This is a genomic window from Simplicispira sp. GW247-4R2A, assembly GCF_059424465.1.
In genome coordinates this window covers 102,684-125,526 of sequence record NZ_JBWKZM010000009.1, presented here as the reverse complement: position 1 = coordinate 125,526, position 22,843 = coordinate 102,684, and the positions used below count along the sequence as shown (strand labels likewise).

The 22,843-nt window shown below is 65.2% G+C and carries 19 protein-coding genes; 8 read left to right on the top strand and 11 right to left on the bottom strand.

Annotated features, from left to right (window positions below; genetic code table 11):
• Positions 1-21: 21 nt before the first annotated feature.
• A complete protein-coding gene (locus AC07ZH_RS08570; RefSeq protein ID WP_495199371.1) occupies positions 22-1,257 on the bottom strand; it encodes an acyl-CoA dehydrogenase family protein in 1,236 nt (411 codons plus the stop codon).
• A 204-nt stretch (positions 1,258-1,461) separates the two neighbouring features.
• Between AC07ZH_RS08570 and AC07ZH_RS08565 the strand changes: the two genes are divergently transcribed.
• A complete protein-coding gene (locus tag AC07ZH_RS08565; RefSeq protein ID WP_495199370.1) occupies positions 1,462-4,191 on the top strand; it encodes a winged helix-turn-helix domain-containing protein in 2,730 nt (909 codons plus the stop codon).
• 146 nt (positions 4,192-4,337) lie between these two features.
• On the opposite strand, the gene AC07ZH_RS08560 is transcribed toward AC07ZH_RS08565, so the two are convergent.
• From AC07ZH_RS08560 to AC07ZH_RS08550, 3 genes are all read right to left on the bottom strand, one after another.
• Positions 4,338-5,540 (bottom strand): YbfB/YjiJ family MFS transporter, encoded by a 1,203-nt coding sequence (locus tag AC07ZH_RS08560; RefSeq protein ID WP_495199369.1) that lies wholly within the window; start codon positions 5,538-5,540, stop codon positions 4,338-4,340.
• Positions 5,541-5,657: 117 nt separating this feature from the next.
• Positions 5,658-6,878, bottom strand: coding sequence for an MFS transporter (locus tag AC07ZH_RS08555; RefSeq protein WP_495199380.1), 1,221 nt, complete (start codon positions 6,876-6,878; stop codon positions 5,658-5,660).
• A 202-nt stretch (positions 6,879-7,080) separates the two neighbouring features.
• The gene (locus tag AC07ZH_RS08550; RefSeq protein WP_495199368.1) at positions 7,081-8,289 is read right to left on the bottom strand and encodes an MFS transporter; all 1,209 of its coding nucleotides are present in this window, start codon (positions 8,287-8,289) and stop codon (positions 7,081-7,083) included.
• Positions 8,290-8,520: 231 nt separating this feature from the next.
• On the opposite strand from AC07ZH_RS08550, the gene AC07ZH_RS08545 reads away from it, so the two are divergent.
• Both AC07ZH_RS08545 and AC07ZH_RS08540 read left to right on the top strand, forming a co-directional pair.
• A complete protein-coding gene (locus tag AC07ZH_RS08545; protein ID WP_495199367.1) occupies positions 8,521-9,330 on the top strand; it encodes an isocitrate lyase/PEP mutase family protein in 810 nt (269 codons plus the stop codon).
• A gap of 394 nt (positions 9,331-9,724) precedes the next feature.
• Positions 9,725-10,108, top strand: a complete 384-nt coding sequence (locus tag AC07ZH_RS08540; protein WP_495199366.1) for a hypothetical protein — start codon at positions 9,725-9,727, stop codon at positions 10,106-10,108.
• A gap of 426 nt (positions 10,109-10,534) precedes the next feature.
• On the opposite strand, the gene AC07ZH_RS08535 is transcribed toward AC07ZH_RS08540, so the two are convergent.
• From AC07ZH_RS08535 to polA, 7 genes are all read right to left on the bottom strand, one after another.
• Positions 10,535-11,011: a hypothetical protein gene (locus AC07ZH_RS08535; protein WP_495199365.1), complete on the bottom strand. Its 477-nt coding sequence runs from the start codon at positions 11,009-11,011 to the stop codon at positions 10,535-10,537.
• A gap of 127 nt (positions 11,012-11,138) precedes the next feature.
• Positions 11,139-11,603, bottom strand: coding sequence for a periplasmic heavy metal sensor (locus tag AC07ZH_RS08530; protein ID WP_495199364.1), 465 nt, complete (start codon positions 11,601-11,603; stop codon positions 11,139-11,141).
• Positions 11,600-12,040, bottom strand: a complete 441-nt coding sequence (locus AC07ZH_RS08525) for an anti-sigma factor family protein (protein ID WP_495199363.1) — start codon at positions 12,038-12,040, stop codon at positions 11,600-11,602. Before AC07ZH_RS08525 ends, AC07ZH_RS08530 begins: the two co-directional genes overlap by 4 nt.
• The gene (locus tag AC07ZH_RS08520; RefSeq protein WP_119108368.1) at positions 12,037-12,612 is read right to left on the bottom strand and encodes a sigma-70 family RNA polymerase sigma factor; all 576 of its coding nucleotides are present in this window, start codon (positions 12,610-12,612) and stop codon (positions 12,037-12,039) included. The genes AC07ZH_RS08525 and AC07ZH_RS08520 overlap by 4 nt, the downstream gene beginning before the upstream one ends.
• 283 nt (positions 12,613-12,895) lie before the next feature.
• Positions 12,896-13,201 (bottom strand): AzlD domain-containing protein, encoded by a 306-nt coding sequence (locus tag AC07ZH_RS08515; RefSeq protein ID WP_119108369.1) that lies wholly within the window; start codon positions 13,199-13,201, stop codon positions 12,896-12,898.
• Positions 13,198-13,932, bottom strand: a complete 735-nt coding sequence (locus tag AC07ZH_RS08510) for an AzlC family ABC transporter permease (protein ID WP_495199362.1) — start codon at positions 13,930-13,932, stop codon at positions 13,198-13,200. Before AC07ZH_RS08510 ends, AC07ZH_RS08515 begins: the two co-directional genes overlap by 4 nt.
• 210 nt (positions 13,933-14,142) lie before the next feature.
• Complete coding sequence (polA, locus tag AC07ZH_RS08505; RefSeq protein ID WP_495199379.1) at positions 14,143-16,935, bottom strand: DNA polymerase I; 2,793 nt, start codon at positions 16,933-16,935, stop codon at positions 14,143-14,145.
• A 146-nt stretch (positions 16,936-17,081) separates the two neighbouring features.
• Here polA and AC07ZH_RS08500 point away from each other — a divergent pair, with 146 nt between their 5' ends.
• The 5 genes from AC07ZH_RS08500 to AC07ZH_RS08480 all read left to right on the top strand — a co-directional run bounded on the left by AC07ZH_RS08500 (position 17,082) and on the right by AC07ZH_RS08480 (position 22,834).
• The gene (locus AC07ZH_RS08500) at positions 17,082-18,293 is read left to right on the top strand and encodes a serine hydrolase domain-containing protein (RefSeq protein ID WP_495199361.1); all 1,212 of its coding nucleotides are present in this window, start codon (positions 17,082-17,084) and stop codon (positions 18,291-18,293) included.
• A 94-nt stretch (positions 18,294-18,387) separates the two neighbouring features.
• A complete protein-coding gene (locus AC07ZH_RS08495; protein WP_495199360.1) occupies positions 18,388-18,765 on the top strand; it encodes a hypothetical protein in 378 nt (125 codons plus the stop codon).
• A gap of 89 nt (positions 18,766-18,854) precedes the next feature.
• Complete coding sequence (locus AC07ZH_RS08490; protein ID WP_495199359.1) at positions 18,855-19,835, top strand: homoserine kinase; 981 nt, start codon at positions 18,855-18,857, stop codon at positions 19,833-19,835.
• Complete coding sequence (locus AC07ZH_RS08485; RefSeq protein WP_495199358.1) at positions 19,832-20,668, top strand: BPSS1780 family membrane protein; 837 nt, start codon at positions 19,832-19,834, stop codon at positions 20,666-20,668. Before AC07ZH_RS08490 ends, AC07ZH_RS08485 begins: the two co-directional genes overlap by 4 nt.
• Positions 20,669-20,857: 189 nt before the next feature.
• The gene (locus AC07ZH_RS08480) at positions 20,858-22,834 is read left to right on the top strand and encodes a PhoX family protein (protein WP_495199357.1); all 1,977 of its coding nucleotides are present in this window, start codon (positions 20,858-20,860) and stop codon (positions 22,832-22,834) included.
• The last annotated feature ends 9 nt before the right edge of the window (positions 22,835-22,843 follow it).

Sequence of the window (22,843 nt, the reverse complement as noted above, 5' to 3'; positions counted from 1 at the left end):
TGTCTCCTAGATGGGGTGGGGTTAAAGCAGATCGGGGTTGATGAGGTGGTAGCCGCCCTTGATGGCGAGGATTTCGTTGCAGCCGTCCTCGATCAGCGAGGCGCGGGCGTCGCGCAGCAGTTTTTCCACCGGGTACTCGCGCGTCATGCCATTGCCGCCGTGCATCTGCACAGACTCGCTGGCGACTTCAAAAGCGGTCTGTGTTGCCGTCACCTTGGCCGCCATGGCTGCCTGCAGCGCCATGACCGGCGCCTGGAAGTTGTAGTGCAGCACCCGGCGTGATAAGGCGCAGGACGCCTCCACCTTGCGGAACATGTGAAACAGCCGGTGCGCCACCGATTGGTGGCGAATGATGGGCACGCCCCCGGCACGGCGCTCGTGCGCGTAAGCCAACGCCAAGTCATAGGCGGCGCGCGCACAGCCCGTGAAGGTGGCCGACATCAACCCGTTGGCCAGGGTGTGCACCAAGTAGGTCGCCTGCTGGTACTGGTCGGGCCCAGCCAACAGGTGGTCCTTGGACAGGCGCACGTTGTCAAAGAAAATTTCGCCCTGATTGAGCGCGCGCTGCCCCATCTTGTCCAGCGGCTTGCCGCGCGTGATGCCACGCGTGTCCATGGGCACGACGACCACGGCGCCTTTTCGCGTGTCCGGTCCGCTGCCGCTGTCGCAGGCAGCATAGAGAATGCCCACTTGGCCGATGGTGCCGTTGGAAACCCAGGCGGATTTCTGGCCGGTGATGACCAGCTCGTCGCCCTGGATCGTCACCACGCAGTTGGGCCGCCCGTACTCGCCCTGCGGATGGAAGATCATGCGCGCCGGGTCCAGCGTGTCGCTGCCGTGGTCGGGCTCGGTGATCATCCAGCAGCCCAGCTTGTCGTCGCTGGCAAGGCTGCGGCAAAAGTCGTTGCCCAGGATGGCGCTGATCATGGCTGGAATCAGCCCTGCGCCAATCGAGATTGCCAGGCCCGAGTCGCCCCAGCCCAGCTCTTCGAACAAAATTGACATCGTGCGCGAGCGCTCGAACGGCTCCATGGCCAGCAGATCGTCCACACCAAAACCGAGCGCAGCGAACTGGCCGTACATGGGCCACAGGGGCGAGTCGGGCGCAATCACCTCCTCGGGCGCCATGCGGTCGAGTTGGCGGCCCAGTGGGCGCAGCACCTCGCTGGCAAAACGGCGCACCGTAGCCTGGATGGCTGCGGCGGTGTCAGAAAAATCGGGCTCAGCGCCCAGAGGGGTCATAGGCACATAGGCCATCGTTGTCTCCTGTCTCTTGTGGGTTGTCCGGCGCTGCCTGCGGTCTTCACAAGCAGTGCAGCCACTGTAGAAACCGCTGGCGCACACCGCCATCCCCCGGCACGGGGCCTGAACACACCTCGATGGGGGATGGCGCAGGGGATGCCCCGGGGGATGGGGCAAGCCCTCTCACTTGCGGCCCAGGCCCTGGCTAGACTGGGTGCCATGTCCGCCGGCCCTCCAGACACTTTTTTGCGCACCAAGATACGGGTCGTGCGCCCGCCGCACGGCACTATCGCCCGTCCTCGCCTGGATGCGATGCGCGACCAGGTGCTGGAGGTGCCGCTGGTCACACTCACCGCGCCGGGCGGTTTTGGCAAAAGCACGCTGGCCGCCAGTTGGGTGGCGTGGTGGCAGGCGCAGGGCCACCATTGCACTTGGCTAAGCTTGTCGCAGGACGACGACGAACCCGCCCGTTTTCTCTATGCCCTGGCCCAGGCCCTGCAACGCCTGGGCCAGGGCGTGGGCGATGCAGCACTGCCCCTGCTGCAAGGCAGAGCATTGGCAGCGCCCCGCGCCGTACTGTCGCTGCTGCTCAATGACCTGGAGAGCTTCGGTGGAGAAGCCATCGTCGTGCTGGACGACTGGCAGTGGATCCATGACGCAGCGATCCATGACGCGCTGGCGTTTTTCATCACCCACGCACCGCCCCAACTGCATCTGGTCGTTACCTCGCGCATCACGCCCTCCCTGCCGCTGGCAAGGCTGCGTGCCCACGGTCAGTGGCTGGATGTGGACGTCACCGCACTGCGCTTTGACTTGGACGAGACAACCCGGCTACTCAACAGCGCCGACACCCAGTCCCACGATGCTGCACAGATCAACGCTCTGCACGCCAGCACCGAAGGCTGGCCAGCCGCCCTGCGCCTGGCGACCCTGGGCCATAGCCTGGGCGGGGCACTGGACGCAGCCGTAGGCGGCAGTTCTTCGGTGTTTACCACCCTGTTTGAAGACCTGCTGGACAGCCTGCCGCCCGATACGGTGCGCTTCATGGCACAGACCGCCGTACTCGAACGCCTCACACCCGATCTGTGCGACGCTGTCTGTGCCAGCACGGAGAGTGCCGCCCATATGGCGCTGCTGCAGCAATACCATCTGCTGATCGAACCCATGGACAGTGAAGGCCGCTGGCTGCGCTACCACCAGTTGCTGCGCGAACACCTGCTGGGCTGCATCAGCCAGCGCCTGGGGCTGGACACGCACCAGCTGCACCGGCGCACAGCCCACTGGTTTGCCAGCCACAGCGCCTGGAGCGATGCCGTGCGCCACGCACTGCAGGCAGGCGACCAGCCACAGGCCATTGAATGGCTGGCGCACTGCGGCATGGCGCTGGTGAAAACGGGCGACCTGCTGACCCTGCTGGGCTGGCGCCGCCAGCTACCACCCGCGCTGCTGGCCACCCAGCCCCAGGTGCAACTGGCCGTGGCCTGGGGGCTGGCTTTGGCCATGCGCTTTGCGGAGGCCGAGCCCTTGCTCGACGAAATAGAGCGTGCCGCCCAATCCTCATTGAATTGCCAGGCACGGCACGATACGCTGGGCGAGTGCCTGGCAATCCGTGCCGTCAACACTGCTTTACAGGATGACTCCGAGTGCGCCGGCTCCCTCGCCCGGCAGTGGAATGAGCACCACCATGCAGGCGACACCTTTACGCGCAACGCAGTGAGCAACGTCATGCGCTACGTGCACTGGAAGGCGGGTGATCTGGTGCAAGTGTACGAGCAGCCTTGGCAGGCAACCACACCGGCCGAAGAGCAGCACAACGCATTTTCCACTGTCTATCGCCACTTCATCCTGGGCAGCATCGAGCTGGAAAAAGCTCGTCTGGATCTGGCCGAGCGCCACGCACGCGAGGCGCTGCGCTGCGCTCAGAAACACGGCGGCTCTCTGTCGGTGTCTTCGGCACTGGCCGCGCCGCTGATGGCCCAATTGCACTACCAGCAGGGCCGCTGGCAGCAGGCGGTCGAATTGCTCTCGCCATTGCTGCCACTGATAGACAACACCGCCATGCACGAAAGCGTGATCCAGGCGTACCAAGTACTGGTCAACGCCGCGCAGCGCCAGGGCAATCACACCCAGGCGTTCGAATTGCTGGAGCGCGCTGAGGCCATTGGCTACAACCGTGGCTGGGACAGGCTGGTGGGCACCATGCTGCTCGAACGCATACGGCTGCTTATCCAAGAGGGGCGACTGGACGAAGCGAACGCCACATCCATCCGCCTCAAGCGCCTGGCTGCCCATGCCAGCCCCACGCCGCTATGCTCACGCTCGGGTCTGCTGGTGCTGCGCGACATCGCCCTGGCGCGCATGGCGCTGGCTGACCAGCGCACCGAGCAGGCGCGGCAATCGCTGATCCGATTGCTGCAGGAGGCACAAACAGCGGCGCATGGGCTGCGCGCACTGCCTCTGGGTATTTGCTTGGCCATGGCCCACATGGCTGCAGGCGAGCAGGACGCCTGTTTTACACAACTGCGCACCACCTTGCAGGCTGCGCAGCAAAGCGGCACTCTGCGTAGCGTGCTGGACGAAGGCGATGAGCCGCACCGCCTGCTGACACGCTTCCTCGTTTCAAGATATTGCAATGGCGAGCTGACGGAATTCGTTCACCGCCTGCTGACCGACGCCCAGGCGGGAAAACAGAACGCCGACCCGGTGCAGAGCGTTCTCACCGAGCGCGAAACCCGGGTGATCGAGCTGGTCGCGCAGGGCCAGTCGAACAAAGAGATCGCCCGAACCATGCAGATCTCGGCCGAAACGGTAAAAACACACCTCAAAAATGTATTCGAGAAGTTGGACGTGCAGCAACGATCCCAGGCGGTGCTGATGGCACGCTCACTGGGGCTAATTCATTCATCCCCACCACCTGGCGGACTAACCGGCTTGGCAACAGCCCCTTGATGACTGCGAATTCGGCCCGGAACCGCAGAGTAATACCCTGCGCGCTAACACAAGCGGCGCAGGTGCATTTGCTGCGGAGAGCGCTGCATCATGATTGGGCAAATGTTGCGGCAGGCAGGTTGAACCCGTGGTTTGGCTAACGCATGCTATGTCCTCGGTAGCACACCGCTCGCACCGCGCCAGAGCCACAGCGCACTGGTGGCCAAGAGCACCGTCGCAACGGCGCTTGCCCAATGGAGCGCATCCCAGCCTGCCCACTGGGTGCTCCCGATCCATCGCACCAGCAGCGGGCCGGCGATTTGGCCGGCCGCGAAACCGGCGGTCATGCGGGCCAGCAGCGGTGTCGGGTTGGAGGGCATCCGCTCCCGCGCCAATTGCAGGCCGGCCATGGTGGCGACCATGAAAGTGCCTCCCACCAAAACCGCCGAAGCGGTCAACGTCCACAAAGACTGTTGGCACAGCGGAAGCAAGGTGCCCAAGGCCATGACGGCCTGGGCTGCGGCCCAGATTTTTCTGCGCGGCCAGGCCGACAGCCAGCGGGACGCAACAGCCACCGACAATGCCGCCGCCGCGCCAAAAATGGGCCAGGTCAGGCCGAAGACCAGCGGATCAGAGACGAGTTGCCTCGCCATGGTGGGCAGGTACGTGGCCGGAATGATGTAGCCAAAGCCAAAAGCGCTGTAGCACAACACCAACCCCAGATGGCCTTTGCCAGGATGCGGCCCCTCCGTCCGATGGGCGCCCGTGTTGGCCGCCGGGGGCGCCAAAGCGGCAGAGGGAGCAGCCAGGCTGCGCAGCACGTAAGCCGTGCCTGCAGCCGCCAACACACCAAGCTCCATCCAGAGCAGCAGGGCCGATTGCTTGCCTCCGAGCCAGGCCAAAACGCCGGTCAGCGCAATCCCCAGGCCGACACCGGTGTACATCCATCCGCCCAATGAAGGGGACTCTCTGCGGGCCAGTTCGGACATGCACCACCCGCTTGCGCACACCAGAACCCAGGCACTGAACACACCGGCGCTGCCGCGCAAAATTGCGCCAAGCCAGGGAAGGGAAGCCGTGCCCCAGACCATGCACCCGGTGGTCAGCGCAACCCCGATCAGCCCTATGCGGATACCGTTTCGAGGCGAACGCCCAAACATGGAGGCCGTCAGCGCCCCGACCAGATAGCCGATGTAGTTGGCGCCGGCCCATTCGGTTCCGGTGACCGCATCCAAGCTTCCATCCCGCAGCATCAGCGGCATCAATGGCGTAAAGGCAAACCGGCCGATCCCCATCGCGATCGCGAGGGAGACAAGGCCGGTGATGACGATCGTCCAGGGTGACAGCAGGTGGGATGGGCGTGTAGGCATGCGGAATTAAACCGCACAAACCCCCATCGCCGCGCTGGCGAACCCATCGGGGGCGCCTTCCTCGTAGAGCGAGGCCTGGCAACGGTTGCCACCGCACAAGGGTGGCACCCGCCCCGTTCAGCGCTGTGCCCGAACTTTGCCGATGCGGTAGCGGTGGTAGGCGAACGCGACGATGGAGGCAACGAAACCCGATGCCGCGCCGACCCCGAGCGCCCAGCGGGGACTGAAACCGTCGGCCACCCACCCAACCAAAGGGGCGCCAAGCGGCGTGCACCCCAGGAAGATGGCCATATAGATCGCCATGACGCGCCCACGCATGGCGGGCTCCGTTCTCAACTGAACCAGACTGTTGGTCGAGGTGGTGAACGTTTGCGCCATGGTGCCCATCCCCACCAAAGCCAAGCCGAACAACCAGACATTGGGCATGACCGCGGCAAGCGTACACATCACGCCAAATCCAAAGGCACTGGCGGCCAGAATCGTCAGTCGGGGCTGCTCGCGTCCAGCGGCAAGCAAGGCGCCCAGGACGGACCCAACCGCCATGGCCGACGACAGCGCTCCGTACTGATGGGGGCCACCATGAAAGATCGTGACCGACATGGTCGAGATGAAAATCGGGAAATTGACTCCGTAGGTTCCCACCAGGAACAGCATGGCCAGGGCAATGACGAGGTCGGGCTTGTGCCTGACGTACCGCAGGCCGTCGGCCATGGCGACTCCGGGCTTGCCGGTCTTGGGCAGGCGGCGGAGCTCGCCAACGCGCATCTTCAGCAACGACGTGAGGACAGCGACAAAGCTCAAGCCATTGATGATGAACAGCCACCCCGTTCCCAAGACCGCGATCAGCACCCCGGCGATCGCTGGGCCGATCAATTGGGCGCTGTTGAACAGCGTCGAGTTCAGCGCGATCGCATTGGGCAGATCGTCATCGCCCACGAGTTCCGCGACAAAGGTCTGGCGCACCGGAGCATCAAAAGCGCTGATGCACCCCATGAGCCCGGCAAACACGTAGACCTGCCACAGCGTGACAAGCCCCGTAAGCACCAGCAGGCCAAGACCCAGTGCGGTGGCCGCCATCGCCGACTGCGTGGCAAGCAACATTTTTCGGCGATCCACGCGATCGGCCACGGCCCCCACCACGGGCATCAGGACAATCGGCGGGCCGAATTGGAGCGCCATCACCACGCCCACCGCCGTCCCGCTGTTGTGGGTCAACTGGGTCAGCACCAGCCAATCCTGGGCAATGCGCTGCATCCACGTGCCGATGTTGGAGACAAACGAACCGGCGGCCCAGACGCGGTAGTTGCGCCTGCCCAGCGAGCGGAACGTCCTTGTCAGCCGGGCTTTGGCGCTGGTGCCGGAGGTAGGTGAAAAGGGGTTCATTGAAGAGACGGTGTGCAGCCGACGCTTTCCAGGTTCGACAGGCTGCTGTATCCATTGTGAGGCCAGGAAACCGACTTGCCCCGCCGCAGACGTTAAATCACCTTGAGAGACAAGCATGGCGCGCCACAAGGGGCGCGGCACCCCACGCGACGCAACGCTACCCAGCCGCTCTCTGGCTTTTGGGGAGCAAGGCGGCCACGACGCCCAGCAACGGCAGGTAGGCGATCGCCCTGTAGACGAACTCGATGCTGGTGCGGTCGGCCAACAAGCCCAGCGCCGCGGCGCCAAGGCCGCCCATACCGAATGCAAAGCCGAAGAACAAGCCGGATACCGCGCCAATCTTTCCTGGCATCAGTTCCTGCGCATACACAAGAATCGCCGAGAAAGCCGACGACAGCACCAGCCCAATCACGATCGTGAGTGCGGTGGTCCAGAACAAATCGGCATGCGGCAGCAGCAACGCGAAGGGCGCAACGCCGAGAATGGACGCCCAGATCACCGGCTTGCGCCCGATGCGGTCGCCAATCGGCCCACCGGCGAGCGTGCCGATGGCCGAGGCAAACAGGAAGATGAAGAGATGCACCTGCGCGCTTTGCACCGACAAGCCGAATTTCTCGATCAGGTAGAAGGTGTAAAAACTGCTGATGCCGGCAATGTAGAAATACTTGGAAAAAATCAGTACCAGCAACACGCCAATGGCAAACAGCACCACGCCGCGTGGGTGCGGCGAGCTTGGTGCGGCTCGCAGGCTGACCGGCCCAGCCGCAAGGTTGTGCGCGGCATACCAACGGCTCACCTGCAGCAGCATCGCGATGGCCAGCAGTGCGGCGAGCCCAAACCAGGCCACGCTGCGCTGGCCGAGAGGAACAATCACGGCCGCTGCCAACAAGGGCCCAATCGCGCTTCCCGTATTGCCACCCACCTGGAACACCGACTGCGCCAGCCCGTGCTGCCCGCCCGATGCCAGCCGGGCGATACGCGACGATTCTGGGTGGAAGATGGCCGACCCCAAGCCCACAAACGCAGCCGCAAGCAGCAACACCGCGTAGGTCGGCGCATAGGCCAGAAGAATCAAACCGCACAAGGTGGAGACCATGCCAAAGGGCAGCGAATACGGTTGCGGCCGCCTGTCGGTCGTCAGGCCAACCAGCGGCTGCAGCAGCGATGCCGTCAACTGGTAGGTCAGCGTGATGAAGCCGATCTGCACGAAGCTCAGGTGAAAATCGCCCTTGAGAATCGGGTACATCGCCAGGATCAGCGACTGCATCATGTCGTTGACCATGTGCGAGGCGCTGATGGCGCCCAGCACGCGGTACTCGGCCTTGGGGGCTCGGGGCGGCCTCAGCGTGGCGGCAAAACTGGACATTGGAAGGAGTTTTTCTGGAGCAGGCGCGCGAACCACTGAAACGGGTTCGATGAGGCGGCTGGAACACGGGAATTCTAGATTTCGAATGGAAATCTGTCTTGCGGCCCAGTTCACCACCCATCAGGAGGTGGTGCCAATCGGGCTGGCGGACGTGCGTGCCCTGCCCGCCCATCGGCCGGCACGCTTGCAAGCGCAAAATCGTCCCTTCTATTGTGTTCTTGGAGCCAAGACATGGAAGCACATGAACCACTGTGCGAAACGTTTCGCCGCTTGCACGACGCGAATTGCTTTGTGATGCCGAACCCCTGGGATGTGGGGAGCGCACGGGCTCTGGAGCAAATGGGATTCAAGGCTTTGGCCACCACCAGCGCAGGCTTCGCGTGGTCGCGCGGCCTCCCGGACAACCAGATCACCCTTGACCAGGCGCTTGAGCACCTGCGCCACATCGTTGCCGCCGTTGCCGTGCCCGTGAACGCAGATTTCGAGGGTGGCTTCGCCATTGAGCCGACACAGGTCGCAGCCAACGTGAAACTCGCCGTGGCCACGGGCATTGCGGGGCTTTCCATTGAAGACGCCACAGGCGACGCTGAGCACCCCTTGCACGACTTCGAACTCGCGGTCGCCCGAATCCAGGCTGCGCGGCAGGCGATTGACGGGGCGGGCAGTGGCGCCCTGCTCACCGGCCGATCAGAAGGCTTCATCTGCGGGCGCCCGGACATCACCGAGACAATCCGCCGCTTGCAGGCCTATGCAGAGGCCGGCGCCGACTGCCTGTACGCACCGGGGATTCACAAGCGAGAAGATATCGCCGCAGTCGTCGCCGCGGTGGCGCCGAAACCGGTGAACCTGCTGATCAATGCGCCGTACATCACTGTCGCCGAGGCGGCTGACCTCGGTGTGCGCCGGATCAGCGTCGGTGGGGCCCTGGCGCGCACGGCCTGGGCGGGGTTCCTGCACGCGGCCAAAGAGATTGCGGACGGGGGGACGTTCGCTTGCTTCGAGGGGCTGCCGAAGGTGGATGCGATGTTTCTTGGGCGGTAGGGGGCGAGTGCCTTGGCGTCAAGACTGCGGACCTTCGAGGGGCAACTTTTGAAGGCAAGGCAATGGCTGAAATGGGGGGTTTTCGGTTGGGTGTTGTCGACCCGAAGCCGACGGTGGGCATCATTCTCCAAAGGGGTCTGCGATGCGCTACCCAGCGCTCCCGCAGCCAGAACTTGCCCTGCGAGCGCCCAGATTTCACCTCTTCGCAAGCTATAGTTTCCCCCGATGCAAGCGTGCCGGGTTTCACGGAATTTTTATACCTGGACGTTTACACAGCAAGGTCGCTGAAAACGTAGGCTGCAAGCCACCTCCAGGAGGGATGCATGACCAACTTATGGAGCAGCGTCCAAGTTATAGAGCAGGCTTTGCTCTGGACATTACGTTGTGCCTCTGAATGAAGCTCCTCCCCACGCAGACTGACGAGACCTCACTCACTGTTTTTGGTGAAGAGGCGCGCGCCTTACTAGTGCGCCATAACTACGCCGGTCTTGCTAGCCGATTTGGGTACGCCCTCGCCTATGACCGCCCGCCCGCCGCCGCAATAGAAGCCGATTTCATGAGTGCGGTTGCATCGCCCATTACAGTTGCGTCTGGCGCTTACTTGCCGCGTGCAATTACCGTTAAGTATTTCTCGCCAAACACCACAGGGTTGTTTGCTGTGGTCGAATGCCCGGTGCCCGTTGCCGACAAAGCAGCCGTCCTTTTGGAGTTGATCGTCGCAGGGAACGGCGAAGAAAAACACATTACCGTGGAGGACATCAGTGGTGTCGCTACATAGGCCCAACCCGGCAGTCAACCGGACCGCCTGCAAGCTACGCTTGCAGGTCCCCTCCGCCTTCGACTCCGGCGGCCGGTTACTTCTACGTTGAAGGACAGCTTCTCCATGCGCCCACCGGCTGCTCCTGGCCGACAACAGCCGCTCATCGTCTGGAACTCAAATGCGCTGCCTCAGACGTGCATGCCAAAGGAAACGCGTTGCGCCCTTCGTTCCGGGATTGGGATCTGAGCACGAGTTTCGCTGCGCGAAATCGTGATCCGACCCCAATGCCTGCGCCGTCTGCGCCGCGCGTGCTGCCAACGCCGGGGCCGAGCGCAGCGATGGCCCGAAGGGCGGCCCGGCTCCCCTTCCCCTCTGGCCGTGCCGAGGAGCACAGCTTCATGCGGATCAGAGCCGCCTTCAAAACCAAGTGATCTCAGGCCAGGCTCAATGCGGCAACGGGGTTGCCTTCCAGCCCGGGTGCTGGAAATAGGCGCCGTAGGTATTGAGCGCCTGCGCGATCTTGACCACACCCGACGCGCGCTCCGGGTCGCCCTCCTTGCCTTGCGCCATGTCGGCGCCCGCCACCATTTCGGCGATCACGGCATGCAGCTGCGCGTCGGCTTTGGGGTCGAGCTTGCAGTTTTCCACGATGTAGCCGATCTGGGCCGTGACCGCCTGGCCCAAGGCATCGAAATCGGCCGCCTTGGCCTTGCCTGCATGGGCGGCGGGCAGGGTGCGGTCTACCGATGCCTTGATCTCTTGCATGGCCTTGCGCAGCGGCGCATCGGTGGCCCATTTCTTGCCCGCATTGAGCTTGATGGGATGGGACACGGCCGCGCCATGGTCGTGGCTTTCAGCGGCCAAGGTGGCCAGCGGGGTGACCAGGGTGGCGGCCAGCAGAAGGGACAGGGCTAGTTTCATGGTGAACTCCGGTGAAGGTTGACGTGTGTTGGGGCCGTGCAATGGCGCGGCCTTGCTGGTGTCAACGAACCCCGCACCGAAATGTTCCATTTAATTTGCATCTTTGTTTGCATTCCGGCCGCCGGCTTCAATGGCGGTGCAACTGCTCTTCCTCGGTGGACTCTTGTGCGTAGCGGCTGAGCAGAAGGTTCATCAGCTTCTCGCGCTGCGGCGCATCCAGCAAATCGCGCTCTGCCAGCAGTTGGGCGATCACGCGCCGCTGCTGGGCCGCCTGCAGCGCGGCAATGGTGGCCTGCTCGGCGTCGATGGACGCCCGCTGCGGTGACTCGGCAAAAATGTGGCGCACCAGCGACTCGCGGTGGCGGCGAATGTCGCTCCAGTTGGCTGCGAGGTCGCGCAAGAAGCCTGGCTCCAACTGCTGCCAGCGCTCGCGCTGCTGCGGTGCCAGGCCGAGGTAATCGGGCACATTCAGCGGCGCGGCAGCGGCGTTCGGCGCCGGTCTGGCCTGCTGCACGAGAACGGCGGCGAGGGTGCCGAGGTTCAGAGCCAGAGACAGGGCCAACACCCCTTTCCACATCGTGCTGCGATTCATGGCATGGCTTTCGATAAACGACAAATTTCAACGGCTGCGCACAGCCCACCGGGCGGCACCGGGTCGAACACGCGCACCAGGCTTGCGCTCGGAGCGCTCACGGCCCCACCGCCTGCCAGCAAGCTGCCCAGCCACACCCCCGATGCCAGCGCCAGGCCGGTGCCCAGCCCGGCGGGCACCCAGCCCATCCAGAACCGGGGCCTGGCACGGGGGCGCGGGGGCGGCGTTCGCAGGCGGTCCTTGAGGCGCGCCGAGAGGTCAAACCCCAAAGTGGGCGACGGCAGCTCGCGCATGGCCTGTCGCAAATCCTCGAATTGGGCCAGCCGGCGCTGGCAGACCGGGCAGCCCTGCACATGGCGGGCCAGCTTGGCGTATTCGGCGGGCCGCATTTCCTGGTCCGCGTAGGCGGATAGCGCCGGGTCTTGGGGGCAGCTCATTTCGGTACCTCTTCTGGTCGGTGTGGCATTTTTTCCAGCAGTGCGGTGCGCGCCCGTGCAATGCGCGACTTCACGGTGCCCACGTTCAGGCCGAGCACGGTGGCAATGTCCTGGTACGGCATGTCCTCGATCTCGCGCAGCAGCAAAATTTCGCGGTGCTCGGCGGGAAGCCGCGCCAGCGCTGCCTCCAGGCTTCGATAGCGCTGGCGCGTCTCCAGCACAGCGTCGGGTGCTGGCGCGGGGTCGGCGAAGGCATCGCCATCGTCTTCCTCCAGGGGCACGAACTGCACGCGCTTGTCGCGGCGCAGCCAGTCGAAGGCCAGGTTGCGCGCAATGCGAAACAGCCAGGCCGAAAAATGCGTCTCCAGTTGCCAATGCGCCAGCGCCTGGTAGGCGTTCAAGAAAGTGTCTTGCGCCAGCTCGATGGCCTCGTCGGGCGAGCGGGTCAGGCGCACCAGAAAGCGATAAATACGGTCCTGGTAGCGCACGACCAGCTCAGAAAACGCGGCCCTTTCACCCCGCTGCGCGTGCGCAGCGCATTCTTCGTCTCCCAGGTGTTTGAAGTTCTGCATGTGCCTTGATCACGCCAACGAACAGAGGGGGAAAAAGTTCCATCGTCCCCAGGAGGCTGTCGGACTTGGAGCGTCGAGAGCGAGAATCGGCCCCACCGAGGACAGTTTTTGCCGGATTTGCAGCCCCATAGCCCGACTATGGGGCAAGAAAACGGTGAAGCATGGACCGCTGCGGCCGATTTGCAGCCGACGACTTCCAAGTCCGACAGGCTCCTAGGCGCTTGCCGCCAGGGAGGGCGGCAAGCGCCTTGGCAATGGACTGCACCACCTCACGTCCACCACCTCACGTCCACCACCGCACGGCTCCTGCGGCCGCCGCCCCGAGCACCACCACCAGCAAGAACGGCAACCGCGCCCACAAGGCCAGTGCGGCCACCGCCAAGGCCGCGAGCCGCGCATCCAGCACCAGCGCAGTGCCCGAGGCAAAGGTGTTCATCACGGTCAGCGCCGACAGCAGCGCCACGGTGATGGCGCCCGCCACGCGCGTCATGCGGGGGTTGTTCAGCCAGCGGGCGGGCACAGCGTAGCCGGAGAGCTTGGTGAGGTAGGTGACGGCGGCACCCACCAGGATGGCGAGCCACAAGCTCATGGTGCAGCCCCTTCAGCGCCTGCCGATGCCGCTGCGCGATCCGGCACCCACCAACCCCAGGCGGCGCCCACGGCAGCAGCGACGAGGATGGGCAGGCCGGGCGGCAGTTGGGGCAAGGCGAGCGCGGTGACCCCGCCACTCAGCACCGCCAGCGCCACGGGTTCGCGCTGGCGCAAGCGGGGCCAGAGCAGGCCAAGGAAGGCGGCCACCGCCGCGCCGTCCAGCCCCCAGCGGCGCGGGTCGCCCAGGGCGTCGCCCAGCCAGGCGCCGACAAAGGTGAACAGGTTCCACAGCACGAAAATCCCCAGGCCCGCCACCCAGAAGCCACGGCGCTGCTCATCCAGCGCGGTTTGGCCGGCGGCAGTGGCGGTGGATTCGTCGATGGTGACTTGGGCGGCGAGCCATATGCGCCAGCCACGGGGCTGCAGCATGTGGTTCATCTGCATGGCGTAGACGGCATTGCGCACGCCCAGCAGTGCCGCGGCGCCGAGCGCGGCAGAGGGCACGCCGCCGCCCGCGATGACGCCAATGAAGGCGAACTGCGAGCCGCCGGTGAACATGAGCAGGCTGAGCGCCATGGTCTGCCCCACCGTGAGCCCTGCCGCCACGGCCAGGGCGCCGAACGAGACACCGTAGAGACCGGTGGCGGTGGCGATGGACAGGCCCATGCGGATGGCGGGGGTCCAGGAGGCGGGCCGCAGGGTGGGTAGTGAGGAATTCGAATTAGTCAATTTTGATAGCTGGTAGCGCTTGCTACATATGCCTTAGAGGCCGAAAACATCTAAAACCAACGTCCCTCGGGCCAACTGCATTCAAGATGCCGGCAAGGGGGGCAGTTCCGGGATTGGGGTCTGAGCAAGAGTTTCGCTGCGCGAAATCGTGATCCGACCCCAATGCCTGCGCCGTTCGCACCACCATCGCTGTGCTGCTGGCGGCGCCAGTCAATGCGCCTTGTCCCAATTGGGCCCCACGCCCACTTCGGCCAGCAGCGGCACTTTGAGCGCGGCGACACCGGCCATCAGGCGGGGGATGTCGTGGCGCACCCAGTCCACATCGGCCTCGGGCAGCTCGAACACCAGTTCGTCGTGCACCTGCATGATCATTTTGATGGCCGGCTTGTGCGCGTCCAGCTCTTTCTGCACGGCCACCATGGCCAGCTTGATGAGGTCGGCCGCCGTGCCCTGCATGGGCGCGTTGATGGCGGCGCGCTCGGCGCCGGCGCGGCGCGGGCCGTTGGGGCTGTTGATTTCGGGCAGGTACAGGCGGCGGCCAAACACGGTCTCCACGTAGCCCATGGATTTGGCCGACGCCTTCGTCTCGTCCATGTACTGCTTGACGCCGGGGTAGCGCTGGAAGTAGCGGTCGATGTAGGCGGCGGCGGCCTTGGTCTCTATGCCCAGGTTCTTGGCCAGGCCAAAGCTGCTCATGCCGTAGATGAGGCCGAAGTTGATGACCTTGGCGTAGCGGCGCTGCTCGCTGGTCACTTGGTCCACCGCCACGCCAAACACCTCGGCGGCGGTGGCGCGGTGCACATCCAGCCCGTGCTGAAAGGCATGGAGCAAGGCCTGGTCGCCGCTGAGGTGCGCCATGATGCGCAGCTCGATCTGGCTGTAGTCGGCGCTGGCGATGACGCGGCCGGGCGGTGCGACGAAGGCTTCGCGGATACGCCGGCCTTCGGGCGTGCGGATGGGAATGTTCTGCAGGTTCGGGTCGTTGCTGGACAGGCGCCCGGTGACGGCCACGGCCTGCGCGTAGTGCGTGTGCACGCGGCCGGTGCGCGGGTTGGCGAGCTGCGCGAGCTTGTCGGTGTAGGTGCCTTTGAGCTTGGAGAGGCTGCGGTGCTCCAGCAGCTTGGCGGGCAGGGGGTAGTCCTCGGCCAGCTTTTCCAGCACCTCCTCGTCGGTGCTGCGCGCGCCGGTGGCGGTCTTCTTGACCACCGGCATGCCGAGTTTGTCGAAGAAGATTTCGCCGAGCTGCTTGGGGCTGGACAGGTTGAAGGGCTGGCCGGCGATTTCATACGCCTCGGTCTCCAACTGCACGATGCGCTGGCCCAGCGCGTGGCTTTGCGCGGCCAGCGTGGGCGCGTCGATCAGCACGCCGTTGCGCTCAATGCGGTAGAGCGTCTCGCTGCTGGCGATCTCCAGCTCGTAGATGAAACGCAGCTTGTCGTCGGCCTGCAACAGCGGCCACAGGGCGTTGTGCACGTCCAGCGTCTGGTCCGAGTCTTCGCAGGAATAGGCCGCGGCTTTGTCGACCGGCACCTGGGCAAAAGGAATCTGGTGCGCGCCCTTGCCACACAGGTCTTCGTAGCTGATGCCGCTGCGGCCCGTGTGGCGCAGCGCCAGGCTGCTGAGGTTGTGCGGCTTGTGCACTTCCAGCACGTAGCTTTGCAGCATGGTGTCGTGCGCGTAGCCCTGCACTTCGATGCCGTGGTTGGCAAACACGTGGCGGTCGTACTTGATGTGCTGGCCGAGCTTGTGGCGCTTCCCGTCTTCCAGCCAGGGCCTGAGGCGTGCCAGCACGTCGGCGAGCGGCAGTTGCTCGGGCGCATCCGGCCCGGCGTGGGCCAGGGGGATGTAGGCCGCCTCGCCCGCCTGCACGCTGAAACTGATGCCGACGATTTCGGCGCGCATCTCGTCGAGCGAGGTGGTTTCGGTGTCCAGTGCCACCAGTTCGGCTTTCATCAGGCGCTGCAGCCAGTGGTCGAAGTCGGTCCAGTTCAGGACGGTGTCGTACACCACGCTGCGGTGCTGCGCGGCCTCGGCCACGGGGCTGGCGGAGTGGTCGGCGAACAGGTCGCCACTCTGGCCGGGCATGGCGACATCGGGAGCGTTGGTGGCGGCTGGGGACGCGGTTTCCAGCGAGCGGGCCAGGCTCTTGAAGCCGTACTGCTCGTAGAAGTCCTTGAGCCGGGGCACGTCGGGCGCACCGATGGCGATGGCGTCGAGCCGGGGCAGGCCGGCGATCCATGCATCCAGATCGCAGTCGGTCTTGATGGTGAGAAGCTGGCGCCCCGTGGGCAGCCAGGCCAGCGCCTTGCGCAGGTTTTCGCCGGCCACGCCCTTGATCTTGTCGGCGCTTTGCACCAATGCGTCGAGCGAGCCGTATTCCTGCAGCCACTTGGCGGCCGTCTTGGGGCCCACCTTCTCCACGCCGGGCACGTTGTCGATGGCATCGCCCACCAGCGTCTGGTAGTCCACCATCAGCCGTGGTGGCACGCCGAACTCGGCCTCCACGCCGGCCAGGTCGCGGCGCTTGCCGTTCATGGTGTCGATGATGGTGATGTGCTCGTCCACCAACTGCGCCAGGTCCTTGTCGCCGCTGCTGACGATCACCTCGATGCCCTGGCGCGCGGCCGTCACGGCCAGGGTGCCGATCACGTCATCGGCCTCGACCCCGGGCACGTCCAGCACCGGCCAGCCCAGCAGGCGCACCACCTCGTGGATGGGCGGAATCTGCGCGCGCAGGTCGTCGGGCATGGGGCTGCGGTGCTGCTTGTATTCGGGGTATATCTCGTCGCGGAAGGTAGGCCCCTTGGCGTCGAACACGCAGGCGGCGTAGTCGGCGCGCACCTCCTTGCGCAGCGCCTGCACCATGTTGACCATGCCGCGAATGGCACCCGTGGCGGCACTGGCCGGGTCGCCCGGCACGGCGCGCAGGTCGGGCATGGCGTGGAAGGCGCGGTAGAGGTAGCTGGAGCCATCGACCAGCAGCAGGGTTTTTTTGTCGCTCATGCGCCAGATTGTGCACAGGAAGCGGGCGCTGGCGGTGGCCGCCAGGACATCGCCAAGGGGCTTGCCCTCTGGCGCCATGGCAGCGCTTCGTGTTGAATGTCGCCGGTCGCCATTTGGTTTGGCACTACCCACGTGGGAGGACTGCATTGAAGCTCAAGAAAATCGCCCTGGGAGCGCTTGCCGCGCTCGTCGTTGCCGGCACCGCCGGCTGGTTCAGCCTGGACAAGGAGACGCGCGCCCTGCTCAAGACCGTGCCGACCAACCGCGACCTGCTCTTCTGGAGCGTGCCGCAGCGCGACGCGGCCTTTCGCGCACTCGACCGGATTTCGCTCCTGGCCAAATGGCACGTCATTCCGGCCAGCAGCGCGCCCAAGCCTCTGCCACAGGGCGAGCCGCTCAAGCTCCCCATCGACCTGGACGCCTACATGGCCAGCCAGCGCAGCGCCGCCATCGTGATCCTGCAAGGCGGCAAGCTGCGGCTGGAGCGCTACGGCCTGGGCTTTGACAAGGACGGGCGCTGGACGAGCTTCTCAGTCGCCAAATCCTTCACCTCCACGCTGGTGGGCGCGGCGCTGCGCGATGGGCTCATCAAGAGCATGGACGACAAGGTCAGCGACTACCTCCCGGACATGAAAGGCTCGGCCTACGACGACGTAAGCCTGCGCCAGTTGCTCACCATGACGTCCGGCGTGCGCTGGAACGAGGATTACGGCGACCCCAAATCCGACGTGGCCCAGTTCAACAACCACAAGCCCGAGGCCGGGGTGGACGCGCTGGTGAGCTACATGCGCAAGCTCCCGCGCGAGGCGCCGGCCGGCACGCGCTGGCACTACAGCACGGGGGAAACCAATCTGGTGGGCGTTCTGCTGGAGCACGCCATCAAGAAGCCGCTGGCCGACTATCTGTACGGGAAGGTCTGGAACCCCGTGGGCATGGAGCAGCAGGCCACCTGGCTGCTGAGCAAGACGGGCAACGAGATCAGCGGCTGCTGCCTCCAGGCCGCCACACGCGACTTTGCCCGCTTCGGCCAGTTCATCCTCGAGGGCGCCAAGGTGAACGGCCAAAGTATCGTGCCGGACGGCTGGCTGGCTCAAGCCACCTCCGGCCAGGCTGCCACCGGCCAGCCCGGCCGGGGCTATGGCTACCAGTGGTGGACGTACGACACCGGCGCTTTTGCCGCGCGCGGCATCTTCGGCCAGGGCATCTTCATCGACCCCAAGCGCAAGCTCGTGATCGCCTCCAACGCCGACTGGGCCGCCGGCGCCAGCGACCGCGCGACCAGCGACGCCCGCGAAGCGTTCTACCGCGCTGTGCAGAAGGCGGTGGACGACGAGGCGGCGGCCACGCCAGCGCGCTGACCCGATGGGGCGCTGGCGCCCAGGCCGGTACAGTTCACCGGCCCTGCGCCTCTGGCGCGGAAGCGGCGCGGCGCGGCACGCCTAGAATCGCGCCATGCGCGCCCTAACCCCATTGATTGCCTCCCCCCTTGCCTCTCTTGTGCTGCTGGCTTTCGTCAGCACCCCTGCTTTCGCTCAGAATACCAGCCAAAATGGCCTCCAGGGCACACAGGACAAGCGCGAGCAGCTCTCGAATACAGAGCAAAAAGACAAGCGGATCGAGCAGCGCACCGAACGCATCCACCTGCAAGACCAGGGCAGCACGGTCGATGAGTTGCGCATTGGCGGCCAGACGCGCAGCATCACGGTGCAGCCCGCCGCCGGCAACATGCCCTCCTACGAGGTGCTGCCCTCTGACGGCGTGCGCAACCGCCCGCAAAATGGCGCCGAGTCCACCACCGGCCCGCGCGTGTGGAATGTGATGAAATTCTGAGCGGCGCCGCCCTCTGCCCTGTCCTCGCCCCGCGGCCCGCCTCGCGTCCGCCCTTTTTTGAACGCCCCGTTTTCGTGGTGCCCTGAGCCATGGCTGTATTTACCCCCGTCTCCCCCGAAGCGGCCAGCGCGCTGCTGCACAAGCTTGATCTCGGCGAGCTCGTCGCGTTGCGCGGCATTGCCGGCGGCATCGAGAACACCAATTACTTCGTCACCTGCACGGCGGGCGAGTACGTGCTGACGCTGTTCGAGCGCCTCACGGCCGAGCAACTGCCCTTCTACCTGCACCTGATGAAGCACCTGGCGCACGCCGGCATTCCCGTGCCCGACCCGCAGGGCGACGCGCAGGGCGAAATCCTGCACAGCGTCTGCGGCAAACCCGCCGCCCTGGTCAACCGCCTGCCCGGCCACAGCCAGCTCGCGCCGGAGCCGGTGCACTGCGCGGCCGTCGGCGGCATGCTGGCGCGCATGCACCTGGCGGGGCGCGGGTTTGAACGCCAGCAGCCCAACCTGCGCGGCCTGGCCTGGTGGAACGAGACGGCACCCCTGATACTGCCAAAAATGACGGCGGATGAGGCCGCACTCTTGCAGGCCGAGCTGGCCTACCAGAACCATGTGGCCGAGAGCCCCGCCTATGCGGCGCTGCCACGCGGCCCGGTGCACGCCGACCTGTTCCGCGACAACGTGATGTTCGAGGGCGAGCAGCTCACCGGCTTCTTCGACTTCTACTTTGCCGGTGTCGACACCTTTTTGTTCGACCTGGCGGTGTGCATGAACGACTGGTGCGTGCACCTGCCCAGCGGCGCGCACGACGCCGGGCGCGCCAGCGCGCTCTTGCGGGCGTACGAGGCCGTGCGGCCGCTCACCGCCGCCGAGCGCAGCCTGCTGCCCGCCATGGCGCGCGCCGGAGCGCTGCGTTTCTGGATTTCACGCCTGTGGGACTGGCATCTGCCGCGCGAAGCCGAGGTGCTGACGCCCCACGACCCGCGGCATTTCGAGCGCGTGCTGCGCCAGCGCGTCGCCCACCCTCTTGTGCCCTCTGCCTGCGCCTCCACCTGCCTGTCTGCATGAAACTTCACATCGTCCCCGCCCGCACCGGCATCACCTGGGTCAAAAGCGGCATTCGCGTCTTCTGGCGCCAGCCCATGGCGCTGTCAGCGCTGTTCTTCCTGACCATGGCCGCCATGTCGGTGGCGACCCTGCTGCCGCTCGTCGGCCCGGTGCTGGCACTGGCACTGCTGCCGTCGGCCACGCTGGCCATGATGGTCGCCTCGGCCGAAACCATGCAGGGGCGCGCTCCCACGCCTGCCGTGCTGCTCACCGCGTTTCGCGCCGGGCGCCAGCGCCTGCGTGCCATGGCGGTGCTGGGCGCGCTGTATGCGGCGGGTTTTCTGCTCATCATTGGGGTCTCGGCACTGTTTGACGGCGGACAGTTTGCCCAGGTGTACCTGGGCGGCGCGCCGCTGACGCAAGAGGTCGCCGAAAGCGGCGCCTTCCAGCTCGCCATGTGGGTTGCGATGCTGCTGTACCTGCCGCTCTCATTGCTGTTCTGGCATGCGCCCGGCCTGGTGCACTGGCACGGCGTGCCACCGGTCAAAAGCCTGTTCTTCAGCTTCGTTGCCTGCGTGCGCAACCTGGGCGCGTTCACGGTCTATGGCCTGGCCTGGCTGTTCGTGTTCGCACTCGGGGGCATCGCCATGAGCCTGATTTCCGGCCTGCTTGCCGCCATGGGCCTGGTGAGCGCCCCCACCGTGCTCGGCGGCACCATGGTGGCATTGGCGCTGATGCTGGCCGCCATGTGCTTTACGTCGATTGTGTTCACCTTTCGCGATTGCTTTGAGCCGCCCGACGCCACGCAAGCCCCCGAAGCCCCTGCGGCACTGGCAGAAACCGCGTCCGAATAGAGCCAGAACCGCGCTCGCTCCCAAAAAACCCGGCCTGGCCGGTTTTTTTGTTTTTCAAATGCCTGTCACATTGCGTTTCTAGTCTCCAGGGCAGGAAACGGGCCACCCGCCCGCTCCAAAACCTCGGCGGACCTGGCCTGCCTTCTGGGCGCGCCGCCCGCCTTTCACCGCCCCTTTCTGGAAACCACCATGCCCCACACGACGACGCCCACCCGCCGCAAAGCCCTGCAATTCTTGGCCGGTGTGCCCCTGCTGCCGCTGGGCGCCAGCGCCTCGGCCGCGATGCTGGCCGCCTGCGGCGGCGGCAGTGACCCCGCACCGAAGGCCAGCTACGTGTCTGCCGCCTTCACCACCATGGCCGCGCCCACGCTGGCCAACCCTGCCGCCATGGCCACCACCACGGTGGGCTCGGCGCTCAACATCACGCTGAGCGACAAGTCGGTGCTGACCTACCAACTGGCCTACCAGCCCTTCTTCGTGACCGGCGACATGGTCTCTGATGGCAAGGGTGGCACGATCCTGTCAGGCGGCTACTACGACATCCACAACCAGCCCATCATCGACGCCACGGTGCCGGGCAAAGAGCGCCAATACTTCTCCGACTCCCCCGACGGCACCTCGCTGCTGACCGTCGCCAACCCCACCGTGACCGGCATCAAGGGCAAGGCCGTATTTGCCGTGGTGCAGTTCGAATACACCACCTGGGCGCAAGACGGCAAGACAGACATGTACGGCAAGCTGCCCTCGCCGATCGCCGTGCTCACGCTCGACCAGGACCAGGCCACCGGCAAGCTCAGCCTCGTGAAGTACCACAACGTCGACACCTCCAAGGTGCACGGCCTGTGGATCACCTGCGGCGCCAGCCTCTCGCCCTGGGGCACGCACCTGTCGAGCGAGGAATATGAACCCGACGCCTTCGGAATTGCCAGCAACACCATGTTCCAGGCCTACAGCCAGAACCTGTACGGCAATGCCGCCACGGCCAACCCCTACCACTACGGCCACATGCCCGAAGTGACCGTGAACCCCGACGGCACGGGCAGCATCCAGAAGCATTACTGCATGGGCCGCCTCTCGCACGAGCTGGTGCAGGTCATGCCCGACAACCGCACGACCTTCATGGGCGACGACGCCACCAACAGCGGCTACTTCGTCTTCGTCGCCGACAAGGAAAAGGACCTATCCTCGGGCACGCTGTACGCGGCCAAGCTGGGCACGGGCTTCTCCATTGACCCCGCCGTGGGCACGGCCGCCGCGCTGACCTGGATCAAGCTCGGCTCGGCCACCAGCGCCGAGATCGAAGCCCTGGCCAACACGCTCAAGCCCACGGACATCATGACCGTGGTCAAGGCCGACCCGGCCGATGCCGCATACACCAAGATCGTCGCCAACGGCAAGACCGAGTGGATCAAGATCAACCCCGGGATGGAAAAGGCCGCCGCCTTCCTCGAAACCCACCGCTACGCCGCCTTCAAGGGTGCCAGCATGGGCTTCAGCAAGATGGAAGGCACGACCGTCAACATCAAGGACAAGATCGCCTACTCGGCGCTTCAGAATGTGCAGGCCTCCATGGTGGCCGGCAACGCCGCCAACGTGCCGGGCAATAACATCTCGGTGCCCAAGCAACTCGTGGCCGGCGTGGTGATGGCGCTCAACCTCAAGGGCGGCCAGAAGGACACCAGCGGCACGGCCATCAACAGCGAATGGATGCCTGCGGACACCAAGCCCCTGCTGGCCGGCGAGGATCTGCTGGACACCGATGGCAAGACCCTCAAGGGCGACGCGCTGGGCAACACGGCCAACCCGAACAAGGTCGCCAACCCCGACAACCTCAAATTCTCGGAAAAGCTGCGCACCCTGTTCATCGGAGAAGACAGCAGCCAGCACGTGAACAATTTCCTGTGGGCCTACAACGTCGACACCAAAATGCTCTCGCGCGTGATGTCGGTGCCGGCAGGCGGTGAATCCACCGGTCTGCACGCGGTGGACGAAGTCAACGGCTGGATGTACATCATGAGCAATTTCCAGCACGCGGGCGACTGGGGCAGCATCCACAGCGTGGTCAAAGACACGCTGGATCCGCTGATCAAGGCGAACTACAAAAATAAGTTTGGCGCCGCGGTCGGCTATTTGACGGGAATGCCAACGCAGATGACGTTGGGGTGAGGCTTCGTT